Annotated in this window: 16 protein-coding genes and 1 other annotated feature; of the genes, 9 read left to right on the top strand and 7 right to left on the bottom strand. The window is 41.8% G+C overall.

Annotation, left to right across the window (positions count from 1 at the left end):
- Nucleotides 1-19: 19 nt before the first annotated feature.
- The 6 genes from hemC (at nucleotide 20) to ysxE (ending at nucleotide 6666) form a co-directional block, all read left to right on the top strand.
- Entirely contained in the window at nucleotides 20-952 is a 933-nt protein-coding gene (hemC, locus tag FIU87_RS15165) for a hydroxymethylbilane synthase (RefSeq protein ID WP_152445367.1), read from the top strand.
- Entirely contained in the window at nucleotides 952-1698 is a 747-nt protein-coding gene (locus FIU87_RS15160; protein WP_152445366.1) for a uroporphyrinogen-III synthase, read from the top strand. The genes hemC and FIU87_RS15160 overlap by 1 nt, the downstream gene beginning before the upstream one ends.
- A gap of 1 nt (nucleotide 1699) precedes the next feature.
- Nucleotides 1700-2680 (top strand): porphobilinogen synthase, encoded by a 981-nt coding sequence (gene hemB / locus FIU87_RS15155; protein ID WP_152445365.1) that lies wholly within the window; start codon nucleotides 1700-1702, stop codon nucleotides 2678-2680.
- Between the two features lie 17 nt (nucleotides 2681-2697).
- Nucleotides 2698-3987: a glutamate-1-semialdehyde 2,1-aminomutase gene (gene hemL / locus FIU87_RS15150; protein WP_152445364.1), complete on the top strand. Its 1290-nt coding sequence runs from the start codon at nucleotides 2698-2700 to the stop codon at nucleotides 3985-3987.
- Nucleotides 3988-4339: 352 nt separating this feature from the next.
- A complete protein-coding gene (gene spoVID / locus FIU87_RS15145; protein WP_172971075.1) occupies nucleotides 4340-5527 on the top strand; it encodes a stage VI sporulation protein D in 1188 nt (395 codons plus the stop codon).
- 110 nt (nucleotides 5528-5637) lie between these two features.
- Complete coding sequence (ysxE, locus tag FIU87_RS15140; protein WP_216647487.1) at nucleotides 5638-6666, top strand: spore coat protein YsxE; 1029 nt, start codon at nucleotides 5638-5640, stop codon at nucleotides 6664-6666.
- A gap of 25 nt (nucleotides 6667-6691) precedes the next feature.
- On the opposite strand, the gene FIU87_RS15135 is transcribed toward ysxE, so the two are convergent.
- Nucleotides 6692-7993 carry a globin-coupled sensor protein gene (locus FIU87_RS15135; RefSeq protein ID WP_152445361.1) on the bottom strand — a complete coding sequence of 434 codons (1302 nt, stop codon included), beginning with the start codon at nucleotides 7991-7993 and terminating at the stop codon, nucleotides 6692-6694.
- Between the two features lie 136 nt (nucleotides 7994-8129).
- Entirely contained in the window at nucleotides 8130-8318 is a 189-nt protein-coding gene (locus FIU87_RS21450) for a hypothetical protein (RefSeq protein WP_152445360.1), read from the bottom strand.
- A gap of 181 nt (nucleotides 8319-8499) precedes the next feature.
- Nucleotides 8500-8736: a binding site (T-box leader), on the top strand.
- 48 nt (nucleotides 8737-8784) lie between these two features.
- Here FIU87_RS21450 and FIU87_RS15125 point away from each other — a divergent pair.
- Complete coding sequence (locus FIU87_RS15125; protein ID WP_152445359.1) at nucleotides 8785-11433, top strand: valine--tRNA ligase; 2649 nt, start codon at nucleotides 8785-8787, stop codon at nucleotides 11431-11433.
- A gap of 380 nt (nucleotides 11434-11813) precedes the next feature.
- Here FIU87_RS15125 and FIU87_RS15120 read toward each other — a convergent pair whose 3' ends face one another.
- The 3 genes from FIU87_RS15120 to FIU87_RS15110 are packed head-to-tail and all read right to left on the bottom strand — an operon-like array spanning nucleotide 11814 to nucleotide 14910.
- Nucleotides 11814-13148 carry a bifunctional folylpolyglutamate synthase/dihydrofolate synthase gene (locus tag FIU87_RS15120; RefSeq protein ID WP_172971074.1) on the bottom strand — a complete coding sequence of 445 codons (1335 nt, stop codon included), beginning with the start codon at nucleotides 13146-13148 and terminating at the stop codon, nucleotides 11814-11816.
- 2 nt (nucleotides 13149-13150) lie between these two features.
- Nucleotides 13151-14014 (bottom strand): ATP-grasp domain-containing protein, encoded by an 864-nt coding sequence (locus FIU87_RS15115; protein WP_152445357.1) that lies wholly within the window; start codon nucleotides 14012-14014, stop codon nucleotides 13151-13153.
- The gene (locus FIU87_RS15110) at nucleotides 14011-14910 is read right to left on the bottom strand and encodes an ATP-grasp domain-containing protein (RefSeq protein WP_253905434.1); all 900 of its coding nucleotides are present in this window, start codon (nucleotides 14908-14910) and stop codon (nucleotides 14011-14013) included. The genes FIU87_RS15115 and FIU87_RS15110 overlap by 4 nt, the downstream gene beginning before the upstream one ends.
- A gap of 123 nt (nucleotides 14911-15033) precedes the next feature.
- On the opposite strand from FIU87_RS15110, the gene FIU87_RS15105 reads away from it, so the two are divergent.
- On the top strand, nucleotides 15034-16269 hold the full coding sequence (locus FIU87_RS15105) for a bifunctional folylpolyglutamate synthase/dihydrofolate synthase (protein WP_152445356.1): 1236 nt from the start codon (nucleotides 15034-15036) through the stop codon (nucleotides 16267-16269).
- Nucleotides 16270-16372: 103 nt separating this feature from the next.
- The gene (locus tag FIU87_RS15100; RefSeq protein WP_172971073.1) at nucleotides 16373-18109 is read left to right on the top strand and encodes a sensor domain-containing diguanylate cyclase; all 1737 of its coding nucleotides are present in this window, start codon (nucleotides 16373-16375) and stop codon (nucleotides 18107-18109) included.
- Between the two features lie 34 nt (nucleotides 18110-18143).
- Here the strand turns inward: FIU87_RS15100 and FIU87_RS15095 are convergent, their stop codons facing one another.
- A complete protein-coding gene (locus FIU87_RS15095; protein WP_152445354.1) occupies nucleotides 18144-19283 on the bottom strand; it encodes an anti-sigma factor in 1140 nt (379 codons plus the stop codon).
- On the bottom strand, nucleotides 19273-19782 hold the full coding sequence (locus tag FIU87_RS15090; protein WP_152445353.1) for a sigma-70 family RNA polymerase sigma factor: 510 nt from the start codon (nucleotides 19780-19782) through the stop codon (nucleotides 19273-19275). Before FIU87_RS15090 ends, FIU87_RS15095 begins: the two co-directional genes overlap by 11 nt.
- Between the last annotated feature and the right edge of the window lie 68 nt (nucleotides 19783-19850).

Raw genomic sequence — 19850 nt, 5'->3', positions numbered from 1 at the left:
ACTTGGGTAAGGAGGAAACATGAGAAAAATCATTGTAGGTTCTAGAAGAAGTAAGCTTGCTTTAACCCAGACCAACTGGGTCATAGATCAACTAAAGGCACTTGGTGCGCCATTTGACTTTGAAATAAAGGAAATTGTCACAAAGGGAGATCAAATCCTAGATGTCACCCTTTCTAAGGTCGGTGGGAAGGGCCTATTTGTAAAAGAAATAGAACAAGCAATGCTTGATAAAGAGATTGATATGGCGGTTCACAGCATGAAGGATATGCCTGCATTATTACCAGAAGGCTTAACTATTGGCTGCATTCCATTCCGTGAAGACCATCGTGATGCGTTTATCTCTAAAAACCATGTGAAATTTGCAGACCTACCTAGTGGTGCAATTGTCGGAACAAGCAGCCTGCGTCGCGGTGCACAGCTTCTTGCCAAGCGTCCTGATATTGAAATTAAATGGATTCGTGGCAATATTGATACGCGTCTTGCAAAGTTAGAAAATGAAGATTATGATGCGATTATTTTAGCAGCAGCAGGCTTAGCAAGAATGGGATGGTCACAAGATGTTGTGACAGAATTTCTTGATGAGGATATTTGCGTTCCTGCAGTGGGGCAAGGTGCACTTTCTATTGAATGCCGTGAAGAGGATAAGGAATTACTAGAAGTTCTTGCAATGTTCACAGACGCTGTAACACAAAGAGCTGTTACAGCTGAGCGTACGTTTCTTCATAAAATGGAAGGCGGGTGTCAGGTCCCAATTGCAGGTTATGCATTTGTTGGGCAGGATGAGCAGATTACGTTAACTGTGCTTGTAGGTGCACCAGACGGATCGGTATTATACACAGAAAGAATTACTGGAACTGATCCAGTGAAAATTGGTTTAGAAGCAGCAGAAAGCTTAACAAAACAAGGTGGAAAAACATTAATTGATAATGTGAAAAAGGAGCTTGATCAATAATGAATCGTCCGTTGCCGCTAGCGAATAAACGCATTCTTATCACAAGAAGCAAAGAGCAGGCATCGAACTTTTCTCGTTTTGTTCAAGATTTAGGAGGGACTGCAGTAGAAGTCCCTCTTATTCAATTTCAACCTCCACAGGATCAACAGAAACGCTCAAGAGAAATAAAAGAATCCCTTTCTGATTTTGAATGGCTCGTGTTTACGAGTGTGAATGGTGTGAAGTATTTCTTTGATTTATACAATGGCCCCATTTCTAACAAAATTGCCGCAGTTGGGAAAAGAACGAGGGCTGCGCTACTAGAGCTTGGGCTTGAGGTGAGCTTAATGCCAGAGAAGTTTTCAGCGGAAGATTTGCTAGACTCCTTTGCGCAACTTGAGGCAACCTCTGCGATTGTAGTTCAAGGTAATCTTGCACGCCCTCTATTACGTGATGAACTAAAAGATTTAGGGTACAATGTAAAGCAGATAGTTGTTTACGAAAACACCCCACATATCCTTACAGAACAGGAGCAAAGAGCTGTTAAGGAATTAAGAGTGGACCTTTATACGTTCACAAGTCCCTCTACCGTACATAATTTTTTGAAGCTTTTTGGAGCCCCGATAGGACCGGTTGCTGCCATTGGGCCAATTACGAAGCAAGCTCTAGAAGCAGAGGGAATCTCAGTAGATATATGTCCAGACGAATACACGATACCTGGATTGGTCCAGGAAATGGTGAAGTATTTTCATAGGGAGGAAAAGTAACATGAAAGACTTACAATTTAACCGCCACCGCAGATTGAGAAATTCTGGGAATATGCGCTCTTTAGTAAGAGAAACGCATCTTCATAAAGAGGATTTTATTTATCCGATTTTTGTGGTCGAAGGGGAAAATATTAAAAATGAAGTACCTTCCATGCCAGGTGTTTACCACCTTTCTCTCGATTTATTACAGGAAGAAATGGCAGAAGTAGTAGAGCTTGGCATCAAATCTGTTATCGTTTTTGGTGTGCCAAAGGAAAAAGACGAGGTTGGAACACAAGCTTATCACGATCATGGTATTGTCCAGCAAGCGATCACGCAAATAAAAGAAAGCTTTCCAGAGCTTGTCGTGATTGCTGATACGTGTCTTTGTCAATACACGAATCACGGTCACTGCGGTATCGTAGAAGAAGGAAAAATCTTAAATGACCCAACTCTTGACCTTTTAGCACGAACGGCCGTTAGCCAGGCTCGTGCTGGGGCAGATATCATTGCCCCATCTAACATGATGGACGGCTTTGTGGCAGCTATACGAGCAGGATTAGATGAGAACGGCTTTGAAGATGTGCCGATCATGTCCTATGCAGTGAAGTATTCCTCTGCTTTCTACGGACCGTTCCGTGATGCAGCACACAGTTCTCCACAATTTGGCGATCGCAAAACCTATCAAATGGATCCAGCAAACCGACTCGAAGCAATTCGAGAAGCAGAATCTGATGTCATGGAAGGTGCAGATTTCCTGATTGTTAAACCTGCCCTAGCTTATCTTGACATCATTCGTGACGTAAAAAACAACTTCAACGTTCCTGTTGTTGCTTATAACGTAAGTGGCGAATACTCGATGATAAAAGCAGCTGCTCTTAATGGTTGGATCAACGAAAAAGAAACGGTAATGGAAAAACTGATTGGAATGAAGCGTGCTGGTGTAGATTTGATTATTACCTATTACGCTAAAGACGCAGCTCGCTGGCTAGATGAAAAATAAGGAAAGGATGAGAAGGAATGAGAAGTTATGAAAAATCAAAACAAGCCTTTGCCGAAGCATCCAAATTAATGCCTGGTGGTGTGAATAGCCCCGTTCGTGCGTTTAAATCGGTCGACATGGATCCGATTTTTATTGAACGAGGAAAAGGCTCGAAAATCTATGATGTTGATGGTAATGAATACATCGACTACGTGCTTTCTTGGGGACCATTAATCCACGGTCACTCTAACGAAAGAGTGGTAGAAGCGATTAAAAAAGTGACAGAATCTGGGACAAGCTTTGGTGCACCGACATTGATTGAAAACGAGCTCGCTAAGCTTGTGATTGATCGCGTTCCATCTATAGAGGTCGTTCGTATGGTTAGCTCGGGAACAGAAGCTACGATGAGTGCTCTTCGTTTGGCTCGCGGTTACACTGGTCGTAATAAAATTGTAAAGTTCGAAGGCTGTTATCATGGACACGGTGATTCCTTATTAATCAAAGCAGGCTCTGGAGTAGCTACACTTGGTTTACCAGATAGCCCTGGTGTACCTGAGGGTATTGCCCAAAATACCATAACCGTCCCATACAATGATCTCGAAAGCATCCGTTATGCATTCCGAGAATTTGGCGACGATATTGCCGGTGTCATTGTGGAGCCAGTTGCCGGAAACATGGGTGTTGTTCCTCCACAGCCAGGCTTTTTAGAAGGTTTGCGTGAAATTACAACAGAATATGGCTCTGTGTTAATTTTTGATGAAGTAATGACAGGCTTCCGTGTAGATTACCATTGTGCACAAGGTTTTTACGGGGTGACTCCTGACTTAACTTGTTTAGGAAAAGTTATTGGCGGTGGATTACCTGTTGGAGCCTACGGTGGAAAAGCAGAAATCATGGCGCAAGTCGCACCTAGTGGACCAATATACCAAGCAGGCACCTTGTCTGGAAACCCTCTTGCCATGACAGCTGGCTTTGAAACGTTAGTACAGCTGACCCCAGAATCCTATCAAGAGTTTGGCAAAAAAGCTGATCGCTTAGAAGAAGGAATCATTGCATTAGGGCAGAAATATGATGTGCCAGTGAAAGTAAATCGTGCAGGTTCTATGATCGGCTTCTTCTTTCATTCTGAGGAAGTTGTTAACTATGATGTTGCGAAAAGCTCTGACCTGAAATTCTTCGGAAAGTTTTTCAAAGAGATGGCAGACAATGGTGTATTCCTGCCACCTTCTCAATTTGAAGGCTTATTCCTATCCACTGCTCATAGTGATGAGGATATCGAGAATACATTGGTCGCAATCGAAAAATCATTCGCTGCGATAAAAAAATAATTTGATGAGTATCCAGCTGTAGATTGGAGCAAAAGGGCGTAGACTCCTTGAAAATGCAAGCATTTTCTGCGAGCGATAGATCGCTGCCGAAGCCTTCCTTGTCCTGCGGGGATGAACGACGATTTTGAGATTCCGCAGGCAAAGCAAAGGAGCCTCAAGATCGCCCCGCGGAAAGCTTAGCCATTTGCGGAAATCTACAGCGTCTTTTAAAAGGTCAATTCTCATAACCGGCTATATCCCGTAACAGGATATAGCCGGTTTTTTTGTTGTTTTTCAATCATAATCCTCCCATTCTAAACATACATCTTTATTGATATAGTAAATTCTTTTAGGTTTGAAAGGAGGAACCCCTTTGTCTTCAGAACAACAATCGTGCTTACGGTTTTCAGTAGAAGAATCTATTTGGTTTCAAAAGGGACAGGAAGTAGCGGAACTGATTTCGATTGCACTAGATCCAGACATACAAATTTATGAGCAGGACCAATACGTTTCCATTCGGGGAGCTTTACAACTAACAGGGGAATACCAAGTACAATCAGAGGAGGACGGGGAGGACTACGAGCCTCAGTCACGAATCGTTCAAGAGGTGGAAGAAAGAGAAGGTGGAGTTTGTGCCATGCAGCACCGTTTTCCAGTGGACATAACCATCCCGATGAACAGAATTCAAAGCTTAGATGATATTTATGTTGCCATTGACTCCTTTGACTACAGTTTGGCGCAAAGGGGCTGCTTACAATTGGCTGCTGAGCTGTCCATTTCAGGAATCTATGGACATCAACAAAGTGCATCAATCGAGGAAGATTCACTTGAGGAACAGTACGAAGTGGAACCAAACAGAGACCATGAGGAGTATTATCAAAATCAACAAGAAGGATATGAGTATCAACAGGAAGAGCAGGAAGAACAAGAAGAACAGAATGAATTAGAAGAAGAAGAGCAAGAAGAAGCTGTTGAATACGAACCAATGTACAGAAACGCCAATTCTGGAAATGAATATGAAGAAGATGTATACCAATATTACACAGAAGATGATGAAGAGGAAGAAATTTTAAATCAACACGAAATTGATGCAAGTGTTCAATACAACTACAATGATGAGGGAGATTATACTCCTTTTCAGGTAGAGGCAAGAAAGCAGGCCACAGAAGAAGAGGCCCCTTATAATCCTGCTGATTATTTGTATCAAAACCAAGATGAAGAAGCCTATTCCTCTCTCTATTCTCTTCACAACCAAGGGAACCATAGCAGAGTGAATCAATATGCTGTAGAAGAAGTAGAAGAAGAGGTGTGTGAAAGCAAGTCCAATACACGAGACGAAAATTCCTTGTCATTAACGCAAATTTTCGCTGAAGATGAGGATCAGGAGTTTACGAAACTGAAAATATGCATTGTGCAGCAAGGAGAATCGATGGATCATATTGCAGATCGCTATGATGTATCCGTTCAACAGCTCATTCGCGTTAACAGATTGTCCACCGATGACAGCATTAATGAAGGACAGCTGCTATACATTCCAGTAAAAACTTCATCCAAAAGCTAGATCGCAGGCTTTCAATTTTGTAAAGAGCTTTCAAAATTGGTGAGGAAGGGGAACCTTTCTCACTTCTTTACTATCTAAAATAATGTAGAAAGCGAGTTTTCGATATGCAGGTGAATAATCAAAACGTCGAAGAGTTGATTTATCATTATGGCATGATACCTGAATTTATCGAGCAGCATGGCAGGGTTTGGCGAGTAGCTACCAAGAATGGAGCTTTTGCTTTAAAGCAAATAAAAAAAGAGCATGCCTATCCCTTGTTTCGGAATATCCACTCCCTTTTCCAGCGCGGACTTAAAACCGTAGTGCCAATTTATCAGACGAGGCAAGGACACTATTTTGTGGAAACGGTAACCGATGCCTATTATTTGATGCCTTGGGTGGAAGACCAAGAGGAAAGGGAAGTAGATTTTAAAGATAGCTTGATGTTTAAGGAGCTTGCCAAGCTGCACAGCATGACAGTGAAAGAAAAAGAGTATCAAGAAGAAGATATTACAAGCTTTTATAACAAGCTTTCTGAGGAATGGAAGAAAGAGCAGCAGGAGCTTGAACGGTTTGTTGATAATTGCGAGAAAAAGCTCTACATGTCTCCATTTGAGCTTCAGGTTTGTACGTATGCACATGAAATTTCTCTCGCTCAAAAGTTCTCGCTCGAAAAGTTAGAGAGTTGGCAAGAAGCAGTAACCGAAACCAAAAAACATAGAGTAGCGATGACACATGGTAGAGTGTCCTTTCATCATTTTGTGAAGGATACAGAGGGAAGAGGCTATTTTATTAGCTGGGAACGAGCAAAGCAGGCGCCACCCGCAAATGATATAATATCCTTCTATCAAAGATATTTACGAACCTACCCCCTTTTTTGTGATGACTGTGTGGATTGGTTCTATGACTACCAGAAAGGTTTTGGATTGCAGGACAGTGAGAAGTCGCTAACTCTAAGCTACCTATCTCATCCTGGCAATTTCATGCAATCAATCAGGAGATTCCAAACACAAAATGACCTACGCCAAAAGCTTTCCGAGCGGGAATTAGTGAAAAGCGTGCAGGGCAGCTACTGGCTTGCGAAAAACATTGAGTATGTTGCGGGTAGAATCAATCAATTGGAAGAACAAAGTAAAAATAAAGAAGCCCAGACCAGCTAAGTGGTTTGGGCTTTCGCATTGTTATTTAGTTTTTAACGGTTTTTTCTAACAGAGTTTCCGTAAGTGAAGTTAAGCTTTTGGTGGAAGAATTAATCTCCTTGAAAGAAGCAACGATGATATCCAAATCTGTTTTATTTTTATGGAAACGTTCTAAATAATTATCCATCTCCATCTTCACAGTAACAATGCCACCCTTTACTTGAACAATGTTTTGTTGGGAGTGTTCTGTGACCTTGTGCATGGAGCTCATCATGTTGGTTACATTGGAAATTTGCTGATCACTTTTATCAATTAACACCTTAATTTTGCTGCTGAGCTCTTTAGAGTTAACCGCAAGCTTGCGCACCTCACTCGCGACAACAGCAAAGCCACGGCCTTCCTCTCCTGCTCTTGCTGCCTCAATACTAGCATTTAAAGCGAGGAGGTTTGTTTGATCAGCAATATTATCGATCCCTTGTGTCATCGTGATGATATCTTCGGACACTGCTTTTAAAGCATGCATTTCCTCTAAGGATTTTCTTACCTCACTCATGACCTCTTCGAAATTACCAACCATTTTTTCCATCTGAAGGTCATTGTCATTGGTTAAATTTAATAGATTTTGACTGCTCTTTTGTGTTAAGTCTGTATCCTTTAACACTTCCTCTGCTTTTCTTGTCACGGTTTGCACTGTTTCTTCTGTGTCCGCTACTGTAACTGCCACCTCTTCACTAATTTTCGTGAGCTCAGCTTGTAGGGTGCGGTTTGCTTCGTTAGCCTGCTCCAATAAATCAATGCGCACATGGATATACTCATCCACTACAAGCTGAGAGTCCAGATTGATGATATGTGTGAGGGCAGTTAGTGTAGTCACCAGATCCTTAGGAGAGTCCTGCAAAAGCTCCACTACTTTAGGAAGCAATAGCGTTTGAATCGCAGAGTAGGTGGCCAAAAACCAAGTAACAGGAAGATGTACACCATTATGTGTTTGACCGATTCTTTTTCGTAATTTGAAAAAGTCATCATCAAGCTTGCCGCTTAACAAACTTTGAAAATATTGAACAAATACTGCTTTTAATCTTTCACGAGAGGAGTTGTTTGCTGCCACTCTTTTTAAAGGTGGCTGTTTATATAAATGCTCCAACACCTTTTCTAAAACATCATCTAACAATTCAAAAACCACAGGCTTCGCTTGTTGTAATGCCTGTAAGTGCTCATTGGTAAACCCCATATAATAAAGACGGCTTGCTAAATCTTCTTCAGGATGACGGACAATATGGTGCTTTTCAGGGAACGTTAAATCGGCTTGATAGCTTTCTTTTTTCTGTTTTTGCAAAAATGTAAGCATGGTAGGACCCCTTTTAAAATTGGTGGAAAATTCATATCAATATGTAGTATTATGGGCGAAATTAGGGATATAAGCTAGAATAAATGTGCAAATTGTCGAAATAAAAACTGGCTACCATAAACGAGTAGCCAGCAAGTTAAATGAGCTCAAGATGAAAGCAAATCGCAATAATAATGCATATAGCTAGAATCAAGACATCAAACGTTGTTGGCAAAAAGATGGTACGAATACCTTGAAATACACAGATAGGAATAATAAATTGAGCACAAAGTCCTCTCACCTGCCTCAACCAAGGGGGCAAGGTATAGGGATTGTATTTCCGCACGGAACGTACCTCCTTTACACGCATTTCCAATCTATCTATAATCAAGATATGAGCCCAAGTGGAAAATAGTGCCCAAACTTGCACATTTTTTTCTTTTTGTGCATATTCTAATAAAAATTTGGAGAAGCTTATTGACTATTAGCATATCCTTTATGTAACATAGTAAGGTAATAGCATGATCATACATACAAGGATAGGGAAGAGTACAATGTTGACGCCTTTAGAGAGAGAAGCCAACTGCTGAAAGGTTTCTTAGGAAGGTCAGATTGGAAGGTCGCCCTTGAGTAGTTTCAGTGAACATTTTCTAGTAGCTGAAGCCGGTGAAAAGCCGTTATCCGTTTTGAGTGTACAGGAGAGGTCTATTCTCTTTCTGTAAAAAAAGGTGGTACCGCGAAACTTAACTCCTTTCGTCCTTTTATTGGATGAAGGGAGTTTTTTATTTTTTTAAAAATAGGAGGAGAAAAGAATGGAAATGAATGAAGTGAATCTTCCCACAAAGTATGACCCGCAAGCCATTGAAAAAAATCGCTATCAATATTGGTTAGATGGCCGTTTCTTTGAAGCTACCAACGATCAAGAGAAAACACCTTACACAATCGTTATTCCGCCGCCAAACGTAACAGGAAGGCTGCACCTAGGTCACGCTTGGGATACAACCTTGCAAGACATCATCACACGAATGAAACGCATGCAGGGCTTTGATGTTCTTTGGTTACCAGGTATGGACCACGCAGGAATTGCCACTCAAGCAAAGGTAGATGAAAAGCTCCGCAATCAAGGCATCAACCGTTATGAGCTTGGTCGTGAAAAGTTTATGGAAGAAGCGTGGAAGTGGAAGGACGAATACGCGAAGCATATCCGCCAGCAATGGTCCAAGCTGGGACTTGGCCTTGACTACAGCCGTGAGCGCTTCACCCTTGATGAAGGGCTTTCCAAAGCAGTAAACGAAGTATTTGTTACGCTTTACAAAAAAGGCCTCATCTACCGCGGTGAGTATATCATCAACTGGGATCCAGCAACCAAAACAGCCCTATCTGATATTGAGGTTATCCACCAGGAAGTTCAAGGTGCTTTCTATCATATGAGATATCCGCTAACGGATGGAAGCGGCCATATCGAAATTGCCACTACCAGACCAGAAACAATGCTTGGAGATACTGCAGTTGCCGTTCACCCAGAGGATGAGCGTTATAAGGACCTTATTGGAAAAATGGTCACTCTTCCAATCACAGGACGTGAGATTCCCATTGTTGCCGATGACTATGTTGATATGGAATTTGGCTCTGGGGCGGTTAAAATTACACCAGCACATGACCCGAATGACTTTGAAATTGGAAACCGTCATCATCTTGAGCGCATCCTTGTCATGCACGAAGACGGCTCAATGAACGAAAAAGCTGGTAAATATGAAGGCATGGATCGTTTTGAGTGCCGTAAACAGCTTGTAAAAGACCTTCAGGAAGCTGGCGTTCTTTTCAAAATAGAAGAGCATATGCACTCCGTTGGTCACAGTGAGCGAAGCGGCGCAGTGGTCGAACCATACTTATCCACACAATGGTTCGTTAAAATGCAGCCGCTTGCGGACAAAGCGGTAGCCCTTCAATCCCAGGAAGACAAGGTGAATTTTGTTCCAAATCGCTTTGAGAATACCTATATGCGTTGGATGGAAAATATCCGTGACTGGTGTATCTCCCGTCAACTATGGTGGGGCCACCGAATTCCTGCTTGGTATCATAATGAAACAGGGGAGATTCATGTAGGTCACGAGCCACCAGCAGATCTAGAAAACTGGGAGCAAGACACAGATGTTCTTGATACATGGTTTAGTTCAGCACTATGGCCATTCTCGACAATGGGCTGGCCAGAAACAGAATCACCAGACTATCAACGCTTCTATCCAACAGACTGCTTAGTCACTGGTTACGACATTATTGCTTTCTGGGTTTCTCGTATGATTTTCCAAGGCTTGGAGTTCACTGGAGAGCGTCCATTTAAAGATGTTCTCATCCACGGACTCGTTCGTGATGAACAAGGCCGAAAAATGAGTAAATCCCTTGGTAATGGTGTTGACCCGATGGATGTTATTGAAAAATACGGAGCGGATTCCCTTCGTTACTTCTTATCAACAGGAAGCTCACCAGGTCAGGATTTGCGCTTCAGCTATGAAAAAGTGGAGTCCACTTGGAACTTTGCGAATAAGATTTGGAACGCCTCTCGTTTTGCACTCATGAATATGGGCGACATGAAATTTGAGGATATCGACTTAAGTGGAGAGAAATCCGTTGCGGACAAATGGATTCTAACACGATTGAATGAAACGATTGAAACGGTAACTAAGCTTGCAGAAAAATATGAGTTCGGTGAAGTAGGCCGTGCGCTTTATAACTTCATCTGGGATGACTTCTGTGACTGGTATATCGAAATGGCGAAGATTCCATTGTACGGGGAGGACGAAGCGGCGAAGGTGACAACTCGTTCTATTTTAGCCTACGTTCTGGACAACACCATGCGTCTCTTGCATCCATTCATGCCATTTATCACGGAAGAAATTTGGCAGCAACTTCCTCATGAAGGGGAGTCCATTACACAAGCGAGCTGGCCAGAGGTTCGTGCGGAACTTACAGACAAAGAAGCGGCTGCTGATATGAAGCTATTAGTGGAAATTATCCGTAGCGTGCGTAACGTTCGTGCAGAAGTAAACACACCGATGAGCAAGCAGGTAAAATTGCTTGTTAAAACAAAAGCATCTGAAATCACTGACAAGCTGGAAAGAAACCGTTCTTATCTAGAGCGCTTCTGTAACCCAAGTGAGCTGTTAATTGGAACAGATGTTGCGTTAAGTGATGGCGAAAAAGCGATGACTGCCGTGGTAACTGGAGCGGAGTTGATTCTCCCTCTACAAGGGCTCATTAACATCGATGAGGAAATTGCCCGCTTGAATAAAGAGCTTGCAAAGCTTGATAAAGAAGTAGAGCGTGTCCAGAAAAAGCTTTCTAACCAAGGCTTCATCGCCAAGGCTCCTGAAGCGGTTATTGAAGAAGAAAAGGCAAAAGAAAAAGACTATGTTGAAAAACGTGACGCTGTGATGGCGCGTATCGAAGAGTTAAAAGGATAATGTGAATGTAAGGCCCCCGATTACCGTACCACTTTGATGTGGGTTGGTGAGCGGGGGTTTTTTGTGGATTAAGTTCGGGGGTGGCTTCATGGAGAATGAAGTTGGTAAGATGAGTGAATACATGGCTGGGTTGCTTGCTGAAATCTCGAAAGGTTTTTGATTTTTCATCAAAGGTCACGCTGGTATCATCAAAGGTTGGTGATATATCTCGAAAGGTTCCTGGGAAATCATCAAAGGTCACCGGGAAATCATCAAAGCCGGTCATGCAACTAACAATAAAAACCACCGTCCTCATCTCACCACCAATTCAATTAGTCCGTCTTCATAAAAAAAAGCCAGCTACCACAAGCCAGCGAGTGTCCTGAACTTCTATCTATCTACTACTCTAAATCCTCCAACCTATCCCTCCAAATTTCTTTCGCGCTACCAATCATTGATTGCGTGCCCACCACAAAAATGCATGTTGCCTTCTCCGCCATGGCCATCTTAACGGCATTAGACAACAGATCCACCTCGATTGCTCCAGGATGGTACCTCCGAGCAACTTCTAAGGCATCTGCGGGAAAGCTTTTGTGTGAATTATCTGGTGTTGTAACCACGAGCAAGTCAGAAAACGTACTGCAAACCTCGATAACCCCTTCATAGTCCTTGTTTTCAGGAACCCCAATAATCGTTGCCACCTTCGTAGTATTAACAAGGGGGAGCACTTCCTTAAGATACACCGCAGATTCTCTGTTGATACTACCGTCCAAAATAATGAAGGGATCCTTTGAAATGACCTCTAACCTGCCAGGCCAACGGAGGCGACTAAAGGTTTCCTTCAACAGCCTTTCATCAAGTCCACTTCCAATAATCGTTTCACACGTCCTAATCGCAAGACTAGCATTTTCAACTTGAAAAGTACCCATCAAGGAAAGGGGGAGGTTGCGATAGTTTTTGAGAGGAGTGACAAGATCAAAATGTGTGCAGCCTAATTCGGCGTTTCTCAATGTTGGCCAAAAGTGATATCCGTAATAGGACGGACGCTCGCCCAGCTGTTTTTTTAAGGCAAAGCTTGCATCCTCAGACTGTTTGCCAACAATGGTATGCTCTGTCATGTTTTTCACAATGCCACTTTTATGGAAGGCGATGTCTGTCATCGTATGACCAAGAAAACCAAGATGTTCTAGCATCACCTTTGAGATAACGGCCCATTTATTATCGAGCACATTGGTGTCATCGTACAGTCCACCTCTGCCGATTTCGATGACATTAATATCCGTTTCTGTTTCTTCAAAATGTGCAAGAGCAAGGGAAAGGAGAATGCCAGTCGGGCCGAGATAGTGCTGTGGATTTTTGATTGTTTTTGCAATCTCATTTATGTGTGGAGCATGACGATTTAAGTGAGCTAAAAACCTTTCATCAGAAATCGATTTACCGTTTACCCTTATTCGCTCATTGAAATCAACCAGATGGGGGGAGGTGAATAACCCAACCCTCCAGCCCATTCCTTGTAAAATAGCGGCAATCATTCTTGAGGTAGATCCCTTTCCTTTGCTGCCGGTCACAAGAATGGTTTTTTCTGCAGAGGGTAATAAGGAAAGCTCTTCAAGCAACATTCGAGTTAAATGTGGCGCCCTAGTATGTGCATCATTTTCTTCCCTTTGATAGGGCTTTGCTTTCAATAAGCTACTATAAAGAAAGGGGATAGCGTCCTTCATTGTGTGAAAGGTCATGTTCATTTCTCTCCTAGTGTTAGTAAAATAAACTCCAGATAAAGTTTGACGATGTTCACATCAGAGGTTTGACATAGTGTCCTACATCCAACCACATCCTCAATTTCATTGAAAAGCAGCGAGCCGTGGTCATCAAATAAAAAGTCCATACCAACAAGTCCAAAGTCAAACAATGCAACAACGCTATTAACTAGTGCCACTTCCTCTGCATTTAAGGTGTAGGCTTCCGCAGTGCCACCAAGCGAGTAATTTGCTTTAAAGCTATGGTCATTTTTTCTGAGGACAGCACCGACAATTTCCTGACCAAGCACATACACTCTAAGATCCTTTCCAGGTGAGGAAGCAAGCGCTTGAAAAATAAAGCCTTCTTGAGAGGTGGATTGTAATTTTTGCAGGTCCTCGTCATTTTCTAGCAAGTAAACCTGTTCTCCGCCTCTTCCTGTTCGCGATTTTGCTACCATTGGAAAGGAGAGGGGGAATTTCTCTATGTCTAGGTCTGCAGGCTTTAGAAAATAGGTTTCTAGCATCGGAATTCCATGGCGTGCTAACATCTGATAGGTTCTTGCTTTATCATTACAAATAGAGGACACATCATAGGAGTTAAAGCAAGGGATCCCCATTTGCTCAAGCTGCAGATTGAATAACGGGTCAATGTTTCGCATGATCACAAAGCTTGGACGCGGGATCTCCTTGTTATCCACATAAAGAAACAATTCGCCATTCCCTGCGCCGTAAGTTATCTGGGATTGCAACAAAAAGGTCAGTTCGATGTCAAGGGCTACTGCCTCTTCTAAAAACCAGTCGATAAATGCTTGATTTTTCTTGGCATGCTCCGTCTCGTATACAAGCCAGCCTGATACGCTCATGGTGCTATCTGTCCTTTAAACTTTTCTAGAATATGCGGCACTATGTACTCGGCAACATTAATACCTGTACAGTCAAATATATTTTTAATATGGGCGTTAGAGTTTATTTCACAAACAAGCGGCGAGCCGTCTGACGCAAAAAGGATATCCACCCCGGAAAAATCTGCCCCTACGAGCTGACTACACCGCACGGCAAGATTCATTTCGGCTTGAGTGGGCTCGTATGTCATCATTTTGCCACCATTGCTGACATTTGCGCGGAAATCTGTGTCAGATACACGAAGCATCGAAGCAACGACCTTGTCACCAACCACATTTAAGCGCACATCTCTGCCTTTGCTACTAGCGATAAATTCCTGCAATAAAAATGGCCGATTACCGATTTCCCTTACGAGGGCAAAAAGCTCTTCCGTTGTATGTACCAAATAAACCTGCATGCCAAAAGAACCGTAAGCTTCCTTGACAACTAGCGGAAAGCCGAGAGAATCTGCTGCTCTTTCAAATGGAGTCATATCTTGATGTTCGAAAAAGACAAAAGGTGCTAGAATCGTTTTTGGCATCGGAATACCGTGAGCAGCTAATCTTTGAAAGGTGAGCGATTTGTTATCGCAAATTTCAATGGCACTTGCGCTATTGTAAACAGGAATACCCATCATTTCTAAGTGTTTTGCTAGCAGGATGTCCTTGTCTAAAAAAATCACAAAATCAGGCAGCATGTCCTGTCCTTCTAGGGCTAGCCTGCCATTGACCACCGTTGGAAGCAGGCTGTTATTTTTCATCAGCTGAGTGGTCACTTGATGTTGATGAGCAACTTTTTCCATCCAGCTTGCCAATTCGATAAATTTTTCTTGTGGGAGATTGCCGTTATAAATAATCCAAGAATGGTAAGAAATCATATGTTCCTCCGTACGTATGTGAGATAATGAAAGGGTTGCGTTTTTGCAAATAAATCATCGATAATGATAACACCATTATTTTAACGTAAATAATAGAAATAACCTATACCAAGGAGAGCGATTATGTTTAAAAGCTGGCAGGAAGTGCAACAACGAAAATCGTTTATGATAAAAAATGAAATAAACCTTGGTCTAGAGCGACTGCAGAACTTTCTTAAGAGGCTTGGGAATCCTCAAGACAAGCTGAAAATCATACATATCGGTGGCACGAATGGGAAAGGTTCCACTCTGCGCTTTTTAGAAAGCATTTTTCTTGAGCATGGGTATCAGGTTGGCGTATTTCATTCGCCAGCATATCAGACCTTAAATGATCAGATTTCCATTAATAGAGAAGATATATCGGATGAAGAGATGTTGAAAATCATCGAGGAATTTAATCAAAAAGGCCTTGAGGATGCGCATCTAACCGAATTTGAACTGCAAACAGCGATGGCATTTTATTATTTTGCAGAAATGAAACGAGTTGATTTTGCCATAATGGAGGTTGGTCTTGGTGGAAGAGAGGATTCTACGAATGTGCTTACTCCCATTCTCTCCATTATTACAAATGTTGGCCTGGACCATGTTGGTTTCTTAGGAGACTCCGTACAAAAAATTGCATATCAAAAGGCAGGAATTATTAAACAAGGTATTCCTGTAGTGACAGGGGTAACTCAACAAGAGGCAAAGGATGTCATAAGGGAAGAAGCAGAGGTAAAGCAAGCACCCTGTTTCTTTTTCCATGAGCGTTCCTTCGACATAACAGAAGAGGAGCTATCCATTCAAGGTTCCCACCAGCGAATGAATGCAGGTCTTGCAGTGAAAGGATTTGACCTTTTAGTAGAAAATGGGTTTGTTCAAAGGGATGAGAAAAAGGTGAAGAGAGGGTTGCTAAATGCGACCCATCCAGGAAGGTTCGAAATCCTACAGAAACAAGGCCCGATTGTGTTGGACGGGGCCCATAATGAGGAAGCTGTGGCTGCACTTGTCTCTTCCATACAGAATACATTTGCTGATAAGGAAGTGCATATCATTTTTGGTGCTTTAAAGGATAAGCCTTTAGAGAAAATGATTGAAAGGTTGGACAGGGTAGCTACACAAATTACTTTTACTTCTTTTGCATTTCCGCGGGCAGCAAAAGCGGAAGAGCTTTTCATGCTGAGTGAGCACCCTAAAAAGGCTTATGAAGAAAATTGGAAATTGGCATTGGAGGAGGGAATCTCCAAGCTCAAAAAGGACGCTGTTTTAGTGATTACAGGCTCTTTGTATTTCCTTCAAGAAACTAGGACTTATCTCTTATTCGACAAAAAAACAAAATAAGGGATAATTATCCTATTTTTCTTGTGACAAATGTTAGAAAATTTGATAATATTTAATTATTATGAAAGAACGTGAAAAAAGGATAGAGAAGGGAGGGGTTAGTTTGGTAGTTCAAGAAGTAAGTCGCCAGAAGGAAATGGTTATATGGACATGCTTTTTCATACTAGTTCCCGCTTTTTTATGGCTAGGTTATCAGCTTTCTCCTGTTAACGTAAATGAACTGCCAATCTGGCACCTAGTAGGCTTTACTGCACTAGCTATCATTTTATCTTTTATCCCTATTGTTGTTGGAGAGGTACATCTCTTTTTAACACAAGGGGTTTCTTTGGCAGTGCTTTTGTCATTCGGCCTCTTTGCAGAGATGGTTATAACGCTCATTTCTGTTGTTGCCCTTATGCTCTATATTCGAATCAACAAAGACACAAGATTAAAAATCCCGATTAATATGCTGATGTTTTCGGGTATCTCCCTAGTTGCAGGATTTACTTTTTACGCACTAGGTGGGGAAGTTGGGGATACAAGGCTCTGGAATATCGTCGTTTTAATCCCGATTCTAGCACATGAAATTATATATCTTACGCTCAATCAGGTAGGCTTATATTTTATTCAAGTTTCGATTTATCGAAGAAAAAGTAAATTTATTACAGCAGACACAAAATGGGACTTAACAACAAGCATTATGGTTCTGCCTGTAGGGTTAATTCTCTATACTCTTTACGAACAAGTTGGAGTGGTTGCGCTCTTATATGTTGGTCTGCCATTTGTCATTTTGACATTAATTCTCCAGCTTTACCATACAAGCCAAAAAGTGAATGGACGACTCCAGCAAGCAGCAGATGTTGGCCATCAGTTAACAGAACGCCTAGACACTATAGGCGTATTAGATGTTTTTATTGAAAAAGTGTCCACATTATTTAATGTGGATTATGCGGCTATCATAGATGTGAATGAGAACAACACGATGAAAATCCTGCGAGTAATGGACAATGAAAACCTTATTAAAGTGGATACCATTCTTCAAACGGATAAGGAAGAATTACTCTCTTATGTGTTGAAGCGCGGAAAAAGTGTTTGCTATGAGAAGAAGAAAGAGTGGCTGCATATTGGAAAGAATCATCTCCCATCCAGCATCCAAAGTGTGATGTGTGTGCCAGTGATTCGAAATCATAAAGTGGAAGGACTTGTGTTGTTGGCAAGCTCTTCCAAGCGAATCTACGAAAAATCACAGCTAATGATTTTAGATATTCTTTGCTCCTATTTTGGAGTAGCGATGGAAAAAGCCCGTAATTACCAGGAAACGAAAAACAAAAGCGAGCGCTGTGCACTTACAAAGCTTTATAATTATCGCTTTTTCGAGGGCTTGCTTGATCAGGAATTTGAAAAATTGACAAAAGGAAATTCAAGTTCATTATCCTTAATTATGCTTGATTTAGATCATTTCAAAAAAATAAATGATGTATATGGGCACCAAAGCGGAAATGAAATTTTGATGCAAGTAGCAGAACGCCTGACTACACTTGTTGGGAACAAAGGAACCGTCGCAAGGTATGGCGGAGAGGAGTTTGTCATTCTTCTACCAAATATCGATCGAGGAGCTTGCTTTGATCTTGCGGAAAAAATAAGAGTGCATCTTGCTACCAGATCCTTCCCGTTAAAGCAGCATATACGGGAAACCCAAGGAGTACAGCTCGTCAAGGTAACAGCAAGTATTGGTTTTGCTACCGCGCCTAATGATGCAGAAGACACGCTAGACCTTATCCGTCACGCCGATCGAGCGATGTATGTTGGAGCGAAACAAGCGGGCAGAAATAAAGTCGCAGAATACAAAAAAACCTCATAAAAAAACTCCCGTCCACGATTGGCGGGAGTTTTTCTTATTCGTTGTGCCAGTTCCACAGTGCTACTTCGTCGATGATAATCGAGCTTACAAACGCTTCTTCTTTAAGAGCGAGAACTTTTTTGGTTGGCCCGGTAAGGACGACTCCGTGGTGCGTGATGTTGTTTTCATTCAAATAACTAGCAATTTCCTCGAGTTGTTGGAAGCCATGTATTACTTGAAGTTCATTAAATTCCTTTTGGTAATCTTTTAGGAAATCTATTGTTTTGATGAAGTGCTCATGTAGCATTTCGGTGTCGCCCTCTACATAGTTTGGGGCAGACCTTGTTTCAGACACACTAGATCCGAACAAAGAACGCTCTTCTGTTCTTGATTCTAGACTCCAATCATCATGATGGAACAAAGGGTAATTCGGAAATCCAATATTGAAAACGGCAAAATCCATGTTCTCTGCCTGTGGAGTATGCACCGGAAACCAGAGTAAATCCATATCTTTTTCGGTAAATGCTTCAAAAACATCGTCTGTGCTCATCAACTGTTTGAAGCTAACAAACGCAGTCGTTACCGTTCCTTCAGGAAGCTTATCCAACCGTTCCCATTCGTTATCTGAGTTTGTTTCGTTCTCACTTAGCCATGAGGGATGTCGAAATTCTGGAAGGTTATCTTCTTTCCCAAAATAACTTTTGTTAGCAATTCCCATTTTTGAAAATAGAAAGTTTACATTCATCTGTCCGGTGACAAAGGATTCCTTTCCGACTATCTTTTTTAAGTCCCTCTTTACATCCATATTAAAAAACATGCCGACCTTTGTATCAGAAGGGTACTTTTCCGCATAGGGATCAGTAATTAAAGCCGAATAAACAACCACATCACTTAAACGCTGCGACCGATTATATTTTTCTGATAGCCCTGTGGAGAATCCGTAGTAATAGAAGTTTGTCAAAAAGGAGCTAATCATCAACACTAATAGAAGGAGGGGGATAGCGGTTAACGCGGTACTGATCCGAGCTTTCCATTTCCCAGCACGTAAAATTTTCTTCTGTCGTTTTTTTGTAAGGCTTGGCTCAAACCAGGACGCTTCCTGCTTTTCTAATTCCTTTTCAAACTCCTGCTTCTCTTCTTCTGACATATCCCCTCGATCAAATTTTTCAAGTTTCTCTTTAAAATCATTCTTCATCTTCTTCTGTCTCCTTTCCTTTTGCTTCCCTTACTTTTTTTCGGGCACGAAAGAGCAGTACTTTAAAATAGGTTTCTGAAACACCAAGTGCCTCTGCGGCTTCTTTGTAGCTAAGAGAATGGTAATCATATAAAAGCAAGGCTTGTGATTGCTGCTCGCTGAGGGTATGTATGAATTCCATGATTTCTGCAACTTCTGATTGAATGATCACGCTATGTTCAGTGCTAGGCCCTTTACCGAAAAGACGGTGGAAGAAGCCTTGTTCTTTTACAATGGTACGTTTATGTTTTCGATAATGATCAATAAACGCGTTGTGCGCTATTCGGAATAACCAAGGTTTCACATCATCACCACGATAGTTCTCAAGGTATAAATAGGCTCGCAAGAATGTTTCTTGGACAAGGTCTTCAGCAAGATGGTGCTCACGGCACAAAGAAAGAAGGTAACGAAAAATATCCTGCATATGTGCTTCATAAATATCATCAATAGATTGTTTCATCTGCCCCTCCTTTCACAACACTAACGTCCGAGATGGAGAAATGTTACAAAGAAAATAAAAAAATTGAA

Origin of the sequence: Bacillus sp. THAF10 (assembly GCF_009363695.1) — a bacterium.
In the GTDB taxonomy this organism is placed as follows: domain Bacteria; phylum Bacillota; class Bacilli; order Bacillales; family Bacillaceae_I; genus Sutcliffiella_A.
This window is presented reverse-complemented; position numbering and strand designations above follow the sequence as displayed.

What these genes read in the sequence shown, in the direction of transcription:
- FIU87_RS15120 (WP_172971074.1), bottom strand. Translation starts at nt 13,148, where the DNA reads ATGACCTTTCACACAATGAAGGACGCTATCCCCTTTCTTTATAGTAGC.
- FIU87_RS15095 (WP_152445354.1), bottom strand. Translation starts at nt 19,283, where the DNA reads ATGAAGAATGATTTTAAAGAGAAACTTGAAAAATTTGATCGAGGGGAT.
- FIU87_RS15115 (WP_152445357.1), bottom strand. Translation starts at nt 14,014, where the DNA reads ATGAGCGTATCAGGCTGGCTTGTATACGAGACGGAGCATGCCAAGAAA.
- FIU87_RS15135 (WP_152445361.1), bottom strand. Translation starts at nt 7,993, where the DNA reads ATGCTTACATTTTTGCAAAAACAGAAAAAAGAAAGCTATCAAGCCGAT.
- FIU87_RS15110 (WP_253905434.1), bottom strand. Translation starts at nt 14,910, where the DNA reads ATGATTTCTTACCATTCTTGGATTATTTATAACGGCAATCTCCCACAA.
- FIU87_RS15160 (WP_152445366.1), top strand. Translation starts at nt 952, where the DNA reads ATGAATCGTCCGTTGCCGCTAGCGAATAAACGCATTCTTATCACAAGA.
- hemL (WP_152445364.1), top strand. Translation starts at nt 2,698, where the DNA reads ATGAGAAGTTATGAAAAATCAAAACAAGCCTTTGCCGAAGCATCCAAA.
- FIU87_RS15125 (WP_152445359.1), top strand. Translation starts at nt 8,785, where the DNA reads ATGGAAATGAATGAAGTGAATCTTCCCACAAAGTATGACCCGCAAGCC.
- FIU87_RS15090 (WP_152445353.1), bottom strand. Translation starts at nt 19,782, where the DNA reads ATGAAACAATCTATTGATGATATTTATGAAGCACATATGCAGGATATT.
- hemC (WP_152445367.1), top strand. Translation starts at nt 20, where the DNA reads ATGAGAAAAATCATTGTAGGTTCTAGAAGAAGTAAGCTTGCTTTAACC.
- FIU87_RS15105 (WP_152445356.1), top strand. Translation starts at nt 15,034, where the DNA reads ATGTTTAAAAGCTGGCAGGAAGTGCAACAACGAAAATCGTTTATGATA.
- hemB (WP_152445365.1), top strand. Translation starts at nt 1,700, where the DNA reads ATGAAAGACTTACAATTTAACCGCCACCGCAGATTGAGAAATTCTGGG.